The 12,616-nt window shown below is 38.9% G+C and carries 8 protein-coding genes; 2 read left to right on the top strand and 6 right to left on the bottom strand.

Annotated elements, in window-relative coordinates:
* Positions 1-568 precede the first annotated feature (568 nt).
* Positions 569-5,716, bottom strand: a complete 5,148-nt coding sequence (locus tag AB6M99_RS04995; RefSeq protein WP_369351160.1) for a ZmpA/ZmpB/ZmpC family metallo-endopeptidase — start codon at positions 5,714-5,716, stop codon at positions 569-571.
* A 99-nt stretch (positions 5,717-5,815) separates the two neighbouring features.
* Between AB6M99_RS04995 and AB6M99_RS04990 the strand changes: the two genes are divergently transcribed.
* Complete coding sequence (locus AB6M99_RS04990) at positions 5,816-6,250, top strand: NusG domain II-containing protein (protein ID WP_121834494.1); 435 nt, start codon at positions 5,816-5,818, stop codon at positions 6,248-6,250.
* Positions 6,251-6,285: 35 nt separating this feature from the next.
* Here AB6M99_RS04990 and AB6M99_RS04985 read toward each other — a convergent pair whose 3' ends face one another.
* From AB6M99_RS04985 to AB6M99_RS04965, 5 genes are all read right to left on the bottom strand, one after another.
* The gene (locus tag AB6M99_RS04985) at positions 6,286-7,242 is read right to left on the bottom strand and encodes a 1,4-dihydroxy-2-naphthoate polyprenyltransferase (RefSeq protein WP_369351158.1); all 957 of its coding nucleotides are present in this window, start codon (positions 7,240-7,242) and stop codon (positions 6,286-6,288) included.
* A complete protein-coding gene (locus AB6M99_RS04980; protein ID WP_121834492.1) occupies positions 7,232-8,287 on the bottom strand; it encodes an FAD:protein FMN transferase in 1,056 nt (351 codons plus the stop codon). The genes AB6M99_RS04985 and AB6M99_RS04980 overlap by 11 nt, the downstream gene beginning before the upstream one ends.
* 68 nt (positions 8,288-8,355) lie before the next feature.
* Positions 8,356-8,844, bottom strand: a complete 489-nt coding sequence (locus AB6M99_RS04975; RefSeq protein ID WP_121834491.1) for an FMN-binding protein — start codon at positions 8,842-8,844, stop codon at positions 8,356-8,358.
* A gap of 113 nt (positions 8,845-8,957) precedes the next feature.
* Complete coding sequence (locus AB6M99_RS04970) at positions 8,958-9,950, bottom strand: polyprenyl synthetase family protein (protein WP_121834490.1); 993 nt, start codon at positions 9,948-9,950, stop codon at positions 8,958-8,960.
* A gap of 94 nt (positions 9,951-10,044) precedes the next feature.
* Positions 10,045-11,946 carry an NAD(P)/FAD-dependent oxidoreductase gene (locus tag AB6M99_RS04965; RefSeq protein ID WP_121834489.1) on the bottom strand — a complete coding sequence of 634 codons (1,902 nt, stop codon included), beginning with the start codon at positions 11,944-11,946 and terminating at the stop codon, positions 10,045-10,047.
* A 129-nt stretch (positions 11,947-12,075) separates the two neighbouring features.
* Between AB6M99_RS04965 and AB6M99_RS04960 the strand changes: the two genes are divergently transcribed.
* Positions 12,076-12,615: a Gx transporter family protein gene (locus tag AB6M99_RS04960; protein ID WP_369351157.1), complete on the top strand. Its 540-nt coding sequence runs from the start codon at positions 12,076-12,078 to the stop codon at positions 12,613-12,615.
* Position 12,616: the final 1 nt, after the last annotated feature.

The following is a 12,616-nucleotide window of genomic DNA, read 5'->3' as shown; positions in this document are numbered from 1 at the left end:
ACACTCACCTCACTACATAACACTATTTACCATTTATTATACCACTAACAATATAAATAATACGGTATGTAGCCAATACTATTGCACTTAATATGCACTATATTATCTTCAAAAAATGTACAATTGGGCCTATTATCTCACCGCTATTTTCTACTTCATTTTGTACAATTGAATTTCCACCATAACTACAAAATCTATACCCAATACTGTACTTTATTAGTGTCTAAAATAATGTACAAAACAAAAATAAAGTACATTTTTTAGAGAATGTACTTTATGATTCTAATTCAGTATTAACAAGGGTTCAGACCTCATTGTCTCAATTGTTCATAAATTTTTAGTTTTGATAAAGACTCATTCAACAACAAAATTGGGACTAATATCTTCATTACTAGACTAACGAACGTCTTGAGGTTATGGCGCTCCTCTAAACACTATCTCTTTTACGGATACCTGCAAAAATAAAACCCTTCTTAGAAATAGCCATGTTTCCAAGAAGGGTTTTTAGTTATCTTACCAGATTTATTTTCTGATACTATTTTTAGTCGATAAAACGACGTTTCAAGGTTTAATTATAGATGTCTGTACGGAATTCATTTGTATCACGTAGATAAGCTGCAAAGATGTGGTTTTTAACTTTTTCGATATCACGTTTGTTGTTTGCCAAATCGCTTGCTAATGTGTCATCAATAAGTTTGCGGATATCCTCTACGCCATTAAGCGTATAAACCTTGTTATTCATTGTGAAGGTAATGGATTTGAGTTTATTTAGCTTGTTTTGACGTTCCGTTAACCACTGCTTCTTGAGCTGTTTGAGATCATCGGTTTGACCATTTGAAATTTCCTTAGCAATCATGCTATCTGTAACATTCGGGCCATCTTTGACCTTAAGTTTATTGGAAGCATAGTTTAGGAAGCCATCGGTATAGCCAGCATTCCCCCAAGTTTCCCAAGCCATACGTCTATACGGAAGATCGCTTGCGATACCTTTAGGGCCAGTACCTGTACCGAAAATCGGAGCACTTAAAGAGACAAACCAATAACCATTTTCACGCAATCCGTAACCATCTGCACTACCACGACCATAACGGTATGAAATAAGCTCATTATCGACAAAGTCACCGAGTGTCTTAATCCTTGATGGATCAGTGATTTCTGCACGAGTCATCTGAGCTAACCAACCTGGGTGAGAACTATCCATTTTATTGAAGAGCACTCCTACCTTGTTGTTTTTAAGTGCGTATTCCGCTTCTAAAATATCCAGTGAGTAGATAACATCAAAGGCACGGCGTAAGTAATCATTAGTATCTTGTTCATTTTGGAAACGGTCTGGAGAGGCATTATGTACCATAGTTTGTGATTTGACAGCGTTGTTTCGGTCGGCTGTCCAATCATAGGTCATATTAAGTCCAATAATACCATGACTTGATGAACCTGCGGTTTCTAAGAGACCGCGGGCATACATCTCAGCACCCGATGGCGTACGACGGCCATATTTACCAAGATAAACCTGACCATCTAAATTGTGAGTTGCTTCATGGGTATAGGTCGTATGGCCTGCTTGGTTTAGCGCTTGATAAGCAACAAAGTAGGTTGCATAACCAGTTGCGTAAGCTGCAGAGCCATTCATTGCCCAGCGAACGCCGATTGGTCCTACAAAGTCATTGACATACTCTGTAATGGTGTCTCCAGTCCATGGAGAATTTCCTTTAGCATCCCAAGTATGCAATGGCTCAATACGGAGAAGGCGGTCCTTAACATCAGCATTAGCTACACGATACCAGAAATCAAAGTAGGCACGGTGCCATTCACCAATTTTCTTAACAGTCTCTTCAAATTTAACAAATTCTTCCTCAGTTAACTCGGCACGTTTTTTGTAGGTATCAATACCACCAAACATAATACCGTGGGTACTTGTAATGGCATAAACACCACGATCAGCTGTTAAAAGCGGTAAAATATGCTTACGCTCATAATCACTAGCAGTAAGTCGTTGCCAGATGCTCACATCAAAATCAGGTCTTAAGAGAGACGGATTTTCACTGACAATAATTTCAGAAGTGTTTTTGAACCATTCTTGATCATCAGCATAATCCGTAAACTTCTCGCGGAAATCCGTGTAAAAGTCTAAAATAGTATTCTCATCACCAGTTTTAATATTATTTCGATACGTTGCCAAGTTGTTAGATAACTTAACGTTCTCATAGTTGCTACCTAGCGCAATCAAGAAATCAATAGCACTAATTGGTGACCCATTAAAATCTTGATGATAGGTCATCAAGTCACGGACATTCATCTTAGCAAAGTCGATATCATACCAACGCTGCATATAAGCTAAACCGAAAATCAGTTTTTCCTTATTGCTTGTGATTTTGTGAACCATCGCATCTTCAACAGCCTTCCCTAGCGTATTAACTGACGCATCTGCTGTTAGAAGGTTACGCAAATAATCGGTCAAGTTTGCCTTGATATGATCAATCGTTGGTTTTAGATACAACTCATCCATGCGCGTACGGTACCAATGGGTACGACCGTCTTCGATGTTAAGCTTCTCACTCTTGGCATGGTCTTGAATTTGTTTTTCAGTGGCTGTTTTTCCAAGCATTTCAGCTGTTGCTTGTGAATGATAGTCAATTTGCTGAATTGCTGGCGACACACGAGCAATGATACTATCATAGTTACCAACTAGCATTTCTGGTGTGTAAAGCGAACCTGCTAGATCATATTCTAGGACGCCAGAATTTTTAAAGGTTTCTTTGAAAGTTACATTTTGCGTAAGAACCGTATCATCTTCAAAGTGGATTAGAATACTGTCAATGTCAGTATTATCATCGACATGGGTTACCACCTTGCCAGTTTTCATTGGCGTTACTGAACGTATTGTTTTAGTCGCTAAATCACCAGTCAATCGGTTACCGTATTTAACGATGGTTTCTTTATTGAAGAAAGGTAACAACTTCTCAACATTCTTATAAGCAATGGCTTTTGTCGCAGAATAGTTTGGAAGGTCTGTATAATCCACCGTGTAACTTGTGTCATAAAGTTTCAAATTACCATCAGGATTAATAGCCACATTAATGCCAAATCCTGCTACTTTTTCCATCGCCTTCTCATCAACCTTGCTCCACAAATCCTTATCGGTTGCAGAAGCATTTGGTGTCACAAGAACAGTCTGGCGATTAACATTGGCCCAGCCATGATTTACATCACTATTAACATGGACACCATTTGTCACCTTAACATCTGTTACAGCGTTGCGCAAGAAACCATTTTGCCAAATCGAAGCGACAATACCTGAAGCACCTTTGGGAACGCCTGCGTTGTGGTTGATAACTGAACCAGTCGCAAAAACATTTTCAATTCCGGTTCCCTTAGTGGTATAAAGCGATCCAGCAACAGCACCAACGCGTTGATTATTATTCCAAGACGATGATTCGATTGTTGCATCGACATAGCCACGATTGATACCGCCATGTTCAATACGACCAACTAAACCACCAACAAAGTTAGCATTATTTTGATCAGTATTTGTTGAGATTACTGTTCCCTTAAAGAGAACATTTTCCATATGTGACTCTGTCGCTTTACCTACAATACCACCTACCATGGTTTTACCAGTGATATTGCCTGTAACGGCAACATTTTCAAGCCGAGCACCTGTGGTAAGTTCCCCTGCAAGGGCACCGACAAAGGACTGGTCTGAATTAATCTTAACGTTTTTAAGGTCAAGGTCAGAAATTTTTCCACTCGCCTTCGCAATCAGTGGCGCTGTCAGGTTATAGATAGCGAAGTTGCCACCCGTTAATATACCAGAGAATTCTTTGACGTAAGCGTCTTTAGCCTCAGGAGCGAACAAGTCACTTCCTAATGTAAAATGGCCGAGCGGATTAGCCTTAATAGCTGTCACCAAATCACCAAAATTGTAGTAAGTATTATTAGCGCTCACCTTAGACTTACGCACATAGAAAGTGTAGTCTTCTTTATAGCCTTGTCGGTCTTGAACCAATTCATCCATTTTGACGGTTACTTTGTAAGCCGCTTCACCATCTACGACTGCTTCTTCAATCGCATGAACTGGAATGTAAGCATCTCGCTTGTCTGTCGTATCAATCTGAATGTAGAACTTAGACATATCTGTTGGTTGACTGGTAAGCGAACTACGTTCAGCTGGTGTGTTGTCAACCATTTCAAACAACTTGGTTGAAACGATATTACGCATTTCAATTTTCTTGATTTCAAGTTCAAACGGAACGCGATCAGGGAGTGTTTTAGTCACCGAACCTGCACCGATATCGTATGTGTATGACGTTTCAATTTCATACGGCGTGTCATAGTCTAAACCATCCGTCACATTGACAGCTTGATCAGTAATCGTCACAGTCTTAACAGCTTGACCGGTTTGCTTATTATAAATGGTAAAAGTTGTTGCAGTTAACGCCTTATCAGGATCGTTAATCGTGTGCGTTACTGAAATGTCTTTATTGAGATCGTCTTCTGACAGTGTTTTAAATGTTACAGTCGGCTCATCTTTTGCCACTTTCTTACCAACACGTTTGACTTGTGTAACAGGCTCTTTTAATCGCTTGCTCTCTGTAGAAATAACAGTATCAGTTTTAACACCTTTAATCGTTTCATAGACAACAGTGGTTTCAAGTTCACCATCCACACCTGGTGTATCAATAACACTTTGACCCACAGGTAGAGCTGAATCCTCAACAATGGTTTCCGTAAATGGAATAGAAGTTACATTGATTTCTGCAATACGACTTTTAATTTCTTTGCTACCTCTAACAATCGTGTGAGGTTTAGCAGGTGTTTCTGATTCAACAGTCGTTGTCACTTCACCTGTTTTTTCATTAGTCGTAATCACTTCTACTCGCTCGCCGTTAACACCTGGCGTTTCTACAACTTCATCAGTGTAAGCCTCTGGATTTATGGTTTCCTCGGTCTCAAAAGGTAAAACCTTAGTTTCTTTTCTAATAACAGTTACAGGTCTAGTTCCGACAATAGTCGTCTCAGGGGTACCAGGCCTTGTGACGTCTGTCGCTTCGCCATCAATTTCAATGTGGAAAGTTACCGATGGCGTCCCAGGTAGCGTGGCATCATCGCCAACAAAAACGGTACTGTCTTCAACGCGTTTGCTTTCAATAGGGTGAGTCGTCTCTGTAATTTTAGCTTCTGGAAGATCGACCGTTGGGTAATCAGATGGGATTTCACTAATTTCAGTGTCTTCGGTAATTTCTTGAAGCTCTGCTTCTGGTAGTTCTACTGTTGGATAGTCAATTGGGACCTCAGTAATTTCTGGAACTTCGGCTTGTGGTAGCTCTACAGTCGGATAATCACTTGGAACTTCCGTAATTTCTGCTTCTGGTAATTCTACTGTCGGATATTCCGTTGGAACTTCAGTGATTTCTGGAAGCTCTGCCTCTGGCAATTCTACCGTTGGGTAATCACTTGGAATTTCGGTAATCTCAGAAACTTCAGCTTTAGGAGTTTCTACTGTCGGTAGGGATGCATCAGGTGCAACACTACCATCTACAAAGGAATCATCAGAAGCATTCGTTTCAAATAAATCATCCTCAATATCATTTTCGATATAACCAACAAAGGTATAATTAGGAATAGAAGTCCTCATGTCTGGAAGTTTGTCTCCAATTTGAACAATATGACGTTCAGATCCTAAAGAATTAGTTGCACTAACGGAGCTAACAAACATAGGTCCCATAGCAGTTAGAATCACAATTGATGCGATACGTTTTTTACGTAAACATTTTCTTCCTTTACAATACCCCTATTTTTCTATACAATAGTTACTGTGAAAAAATCAAGAATAACTTTATTAGAGTACTTTAAACCTTTTGACTACCTTTTTATTAGCTTAGCGATTATCTTATCCTTTCTTCCTCTTGGTGTGACTTGGTATCGCACTGCTCATCAGGAGTCTCAACCCCATTTAATAGCGATTGTTAAGATTCAGGGTGAGATTGTTGATGAATTTCCTTTATCTGAGGGTGGTGAGCATTTTGAAAAGACCTACTATCCTGCTGAGGGGCAATATAATATTGTAGAGGTTGATGGCTCACGTATCCGTGTCAGAGAAGATAATAGTCCTGACCAGATCGCTGTTAACACGGGTTGGATACAGAGAGCCGGGCAATTCTCTATCTGCCTTCCCCACCAGTTGATTATTGAAATTGTTGCTCCTGAAGATTCTGAGTCTGACGAAGAAGAATTAATTTTACCCTTATAGAGCCACTTAAAAAAGCTGAGAACGTCTCAGCTTTTTTATATTATTGTTGCGATAACTAAACTTATCAGATATAGTCCAGAAAAGAGAACAAAACTCTTGATGGCATTGATAAAGGTCAATCGTTTCACTTGTTCTTTTCGAAAAGCTTTCAAAAACGTCACATTGATGATGACTAATACTAGCCCTAACCACGTCCATTTAGGCAAAAGCCCTGCTAGGGGATAAATTACCCATAACATCCATGGCATGAGATTTAACACCGTATATAAGGTGACGCCTCTGGCTTTTCCAATGTAATGAACCAAAGTATAACGACCATTTTTGATATCTTGTTCATAGTCACAGAGGTTATTTGCCAACATGATATTAGCAATCAAGCAAATCAGTGGCAGGCTTAGAACTGCTATTTGGATGATTTCAAGCCAAGCCAGGTTAATCTGATAGGCACTTGCAGTTAGTAGGCTTGATACCAATAAATCCGGCTTTTGAATAAAGATGGCAAGGAAAAAAATGCCAAATCCCATGGTAACACCTGAAAATAACTCGCCAAGTGGTAAACGTGATAAAGGCATAGGACCAAAGGTATAGAAAATACCGATTAAAAAGCACAGGATACCGATTGGCAATAAGATGATGTCTATTCGCCATACTAATATCAGCGATATCAGCACTGAAAATCCTAAGAGAGCAAAAATAATGTGTACCATTTGCTGAAAATTAAGCTTATTGGCGCCAATCACATTTTCCTGCTCTTTATAATCGGTATCAAGAGCTTTTTTATAATCCATCGTATTATTAATGGCCGTTGTACACATATCAAAAGTGATAGCAGCTAAGATAAAGAGAAGGGTATTCACCAGATTAAAGGTCTTATAATGATAGACTGCCCAAAAAATTCCTATGAACATCGGAAAAACACTGGCAACCTTTGTTCGTAATTCAACAAATTCTAAAAAGATTGGTAGTGTTAAAGCATTGTGTTTAGTCGACAATGTGGTAATCCTCGTTTCTTAATTCAAATCTATCTTTGAGGCCTTCACTGAGATGAATGCCACCATCTTTATCAATGAAAACAGCTTCTACTCCTTCAGTCTCATTGACCAATTTAAGCCCTTCATCAATTCCTAGTAAAAAGAGACTCGTTGAAAATTCATCACCTTGAATAGATGTTTTGGTGTAAACAGTAACGCCAGAAATGTTATTTTCAACTGGATAACCTGTCTTTGGATCCAAGATATGGTGATAAATCTCACCATCAGGTCCTTTTAGATAACGCTCATAAATACCAGAGGTCACAACAGAGCTATCAATCACCTTAACGGAACCAACCGTTTCTCCACGAACAGCATCAGGATTCTGAACGCCAACAGTCCAACCATCCTTAGATTTTGGAGACGTTCCCATCACTAGAACATTACCACCTAAATTAATGATAGCCGTTGTAATGCCGTGCTTTTCAAATACTTTTTTTACCCCATCAGCAATATAACCTTTTGAAATGGCACCAAGCTCCAAAGTCATCCCATCTTCAATAAAAACAGTCTGATTTTTGTCATCTAATTTAATACGACGATAATCGATATTGTTAAGAGCGCTTGTAATCTCCTGAGGTTCTGGAATTCTAGCGTCGGTATCGCCAATCTTCCAGAGGTTGCTGACAGCACCAATAGAAACATCAAATTTGCCCTGACTACGTTCTGACATGGTAAGCGCAGCCTCTATGATATCAAACGTTTCTTTTTGAACTTTAACTGCCTCTTTACCTGCTGCGTGGTTAATTTTATAAACATCAGAACCTTCAAGATTGGTAGACAAAAGTGCTTCCATGTCTTTGATATAGTCCAAAGCATCTTCCATTGCTTTTTCTTGATGTTCATGGTAAATGCTGAGCTGAACCACCGTGTGAAGCAAAGACTCCGTTCGTGTTTCAGGCTTATCAGTAATTTTTAGCCCCGCTTTTTCCTTAGAAGAACAAGCCGATAAATAAAAGAGACTGAGAAAAACCACAACAATGAGTTTTAAAACCTTATTTTTCATGTATTTTCCTTTAATGCAAAAAGTACCTCATTGGCAAGAGGTACTTGATAAAATGTATCCGTATCGACTTATTTCAATACGATTGTTTCAGTGTTACCTTCTGCTGCTGCTTCTAAAAGAGCTGCTGCGGTAGCTTTGAAGTTTTCAGTTGTGTGTGTTGCACCTGTTACAACTTCAACGTCTGCTGATTGAGCTTTAAGGAATTCTTCATCTAATTTGTCTGTTGCATCTTTTGAAGAAACACCAGATTTAGCTTCCATGTTTTTGTTGTACTCAGCATCTTCTGATTTCAAAGCACCTTCTTTGTTTTCATAATCAAAAGTAGACTCAGTTACTTTACCACCTGAAACAGTGATTGTGTGTACAGCTTTCCAACCACGATCGTCAAATCCAGTCTCAGCTTTGTAAGTACCGTCTTTAAGCTCTGCTTTTTTCTCAACTTTAGCGGCTTCTGTAGTTGTCTCTTTAGCTGTTTCTTTAGTTGAAGAACTGCCACAAGCAGTTAATGTTAGTACTGATGCAAATAGCAATGATGCTAGAACGATTTTCTTTTTCATTTCTTGAAAAAATTCCTTCCTTAATTTATAGGTTAATTTTAGCACAAAACGTAAACACTGTCTATATAAAACCTGACCTTCCACAAACTATTTTAATTGTTCAAACAATTCCTTTAAAATTGTCGATTCATTAATTGTGCCAGGAAAAGTTTCATCTGATTAGTATCAGATATTTTTAATTTTTCTAAGTTAATAAATGCTTTATTGAGGAATTTATCAATTAACTCCTCTGTCTTTTTAAAAGCTCCAGACTCCTCAATCAGATGATAAATAGCCATTAGCTGATCATCATTCAAATCTTTAATATCAATCGTTTCCAGATAATCTTTAAAGTCATTAGAGAGGGATTTCGCAAAAAGGTAAGGCGCGGTGTAAATGCCATTTTGGATATCTTGCATATGTGGTTTTCCTGATTTTTCTTGAGACAGACGATAATCAATTAAATCATCAGAGATTTGAAAAGCCATCCCAACCTGCTGACCAAGATTAAATGCAATGCGCCCCATTTTTTTACTTGCCTTCGGACGCCAAGCTCCTATTTGACAAGCTATGGCAAACAGAAAGGCTGTCTTACCCTTGATTTGCTTAAGGTAATCTTTCATGGTCATTTCTGGGCGAAATTGATTCATCAGCTGAGCTAACTCACCTGCTAATAGACGTTCAAGAAGATTGAGATTGGTTATTGTGGCATCTTCCTTTGTGATGTCTAACAACTCAATGCCTTTAAGCGCTAAGCGATTGGCATACGCAAGAAGATAATCACCTGCATAAATGGCAATACGATTAGAATAGGTTTTATGAATTGCGGTGATTCCACGGCGATTGTCAGCCTCATCAATCACATCATCATGAATAAGTGTCGCTAAATGCAGCAATTCAATATAAGCCGCAAGATACAATTTTCCTTCTGGGATGTTCCCTTGTTCATCAGCAGAGAAAAGCAAGCAAAGTCCGGCTCTGACATACTTACCTGGCGCATTAATATAATCCAGAATTTTGACTTTCACACTGGGATGAATAACAGTCATTTCAGAAATCATAATTTCTTTGACACGGTAAAGATTTTTTTGAATATGGGGATAAGCATCCCAAATGTGATGTACCACTAGAACTCCTTATCTCAAGAAAATAGAGTTACCTCTACATAGTGAGAAGTAACTCTATACATTATAACACGAATATTTTTAATTGTGTAGTTTCCTAGGATTTTTTACGATAGATATGTCTTGGAGTGCCGTAAATCCATTTATCCAAGAACTGACCTAACCATGGCATAATCCAATAGTCCAAACCAAAGCTACGTCCTGCACCACCCATAAGAGCGATAGCAACTGGGATGAACCAGATGTTTACCCAGTAGAACATTCCAGACAAACTAAACATAACAACAAACGATGCTGTGACCGCGCTAACAAGCCAAACAAAGGCACCTGCAATGAGGGCAAGACCGATTGCAATTTCAACAACTGTCATGAATTTTTGCATAAAGAGCGCAACGTCTTGGTTAGGAATCATAAATTTCATGATGGCCGCAAACCAATCTGGCATCTCTTTCAAAACTTGCATTGGCTCTTCACCATAAGCGTAGCTCAAGCTGAAGATTTGATGAGCAGCTTCTGTAGTTGCTTCTGCAGCGCCTGATGCTGCAGAAACTGTTTCGGTTGCTGCTTCAGAAGCACCTGACGTTGCCTCTGCGACTTCTTGCAACCATGGGAATGGGAAGACAACCTTGTCACCAAACCATGAATTTGTTCCAAAAAGACCAAATGCTTTCTTCACACCTTCAAACAACCAAACTGATCCATAGAAAACACGAAGTGGAACCAACCACATACGATTTCCCTTGCTTGAGGTATGGCTACCAAACATGTTACGACCATCTTTGATGTCAAAGAATTCGTGACGAAGATAAGCAAAAATGTTATAGAATGAACTAATTGTGAAGAAGTAAAGCAAGTTTGTAAAGTGCTTCATAGCACTTGCGATAAATCCAGAAACGTGGTATTTGTCATAAACGTAAGCAACTGTGTATTTAGCACCAATTGAAACCATGAAACCGTCATACTTACCTTTGTAGGCATGTTTTTCACTACTGGTAATAGCTGCCGCAATGTTTTTGGCTGCTGTATGACCGGTTTGTTCAGCTGCTTGAACAATTTGTGGTGTTGGACGACCTTCTGATTCTTCAAAGTAAACCAAGTCACCAGCTACGTAGACATTTTCTTTGCCTTTAGCTTCCATGAATTCGTTAGCAACCAAGCGACCTGCACGCGCTTTTTCAATATCAAAGTTTGCAGCATCCGTAGTAGCTTGTACACCAGCTGTCCAAATTGAAGTATAGGTTGGAATGGTCCGACCTGATGACAAATGCAAAGCATCCTCTGTAACACTTGTCACGCCATCATTAAGGACAAGTTCAACACCATTTTTCTCAAGATATTTAGTTGCTTTAACTTGCTCTTTATCCGTCACCATGTTAAGGATTTTAGGCATTGCTTCAACAACTTTAAGTGAGAATTCTTTTGGATCAAGTTTGAATTGTTTAGCCAAGATTGGAACCCAATCAATAAGTTCTCCGACCATTTCAATACCAGTAAATCCAGCACCAATGACTGTAAAGGTCAAAAGAGCACGGCGTTTGGCTTCATCATGTTCACGCATTGCTCGGTAGCAAGCATCAACAATATGATCATGAAGTTGTTCAGCTGCTTCAATAGACCAAAGAGTAAAGCCATGTTCTTTAACACCTTGAATACCAAAGTCATTTGCCTCACCACCCATAGCGAGCAAGAGGTAATCAAATGGCAAGTTTTGGTGCTCTGCTACAACAACTTTCTTGTCATAATCAATGCTAACAACCTTGTCTGTTACCAAGTCAACCTTAGGATATTTTTTGAAAATACGTTGAAGGTCGTATTTAATAGCCTCAGGCTCTACACGACCAGCTGCCACTTCATGCAGTTCAGTCATGTAAGTATGGAATGAATTTTTATCGATAAGAGTGATGGTCACCTCATCGTTTTTCTTAAATGTTTTCGCCAATGAACGAGCCGCTGTAACACCAGCATAACCAGCTCCGACGATAACGATATTTTTCGTCATTTTGACCTCTCCTTTAAGATAGTTACAAATAGATTTAAATTATTCATAATCGTTAATATTCTAACAAAATAAGCTCTTTTTTTCAATCTCATTTGGAAATTTTTCACTAATTTGTGATAAAATAATGGTATGTTTTCACATCGTAAACTCGTTTTCATTACTATGTTAGCTGCACAAGCTGTCATTATTTCATTTTTTGAACGTTTTTTACCAACTCCTTTTACATTTGCTCCAGGAGCAAAATTAGGACTTGGAAATCTTGTTAGCATCATTGCTATTTTCACCCTCCCACCTAAAGATAGCTTAAAAGTCGTCCTACTTAGATTAGGCATTTCTACCTTTTTAGCAGGTTCTTTTTCTACCTTTCTTTATGGTTTTGCGGGAACATGGCTGAGCTACGGTATTATGTTAGTTTTAAAACAATTAGGACTAAAGCGTGTCAGTGTTATCGGAATCTCTGTCATGGGCGGAGTTATGCATAATGTTGGACAACTCGTTGTTTTTGCCCTCATCGGACAATCATGGCTCGTTTTAAATTACCTCCCTATACTGTCATTCAGTGGCATCTTATCTGGATTTTTAGTGGGGCTAACAGGCAATTATCTGCTAACAAAATTAAAACCCTTGCAAGAATTTCAACGCACCCTGCCTGACGGCTGGACCATTTAAA

This window comes from Streptococcus hillyeri, from assembly GCF_041081565.1.
GTDB lineage: Bacteria > Bacillota > Bacilli > Lactobacillales > Streptococcaceae > Streptococcus > Streptococcus hillyeri.
This window is presented reverse-complemented; position numbering and strand designations above follow the sequence as displayed.

What these genes read in the sequence shown, in the direction of transcription:
- AB6M99_RS04995 (WP_369351160.1), bottom strand. Translation starts at nt 5,716, where the DNA reads ATGTTTGTTAGCTCCGTTAGTGCAACTAATTCTTTAGGATCTGAACGT.
- AB6M99_RS04980 (WP_121834492.1), bottom strand. Translation starts at nt 8,287, where the DNA reads ATGAAAAATAAGGTTTTAAAACTCATTGTTGTGGTTTTTCTCAGTCTC.
- AB6M99_RS04975 (WP_121834491.1), bottom strand. Translation starts at nt 8,844, where the DNA reads ATGAAAAAGAAAATCGTTCTAGCATCATTGCTATTTGCATCAGTACTA.
- AB6M99_RS04965 (WP_121834489.1), bottom strand. Translation starts at nt 11,946, where the DNA reads ATGACGAAAAATATCGTTATCGTCGGAGCTGGTTATGCTGGTGTTACA.
- AB6M99_RS04960 (WP_369351157.1), top strand. Translation starts at nt 12,076, where the DNA reads ATGTTTTCACATCGTAAACTCGTTTTCATTACTATGTTAGCTGCACAA.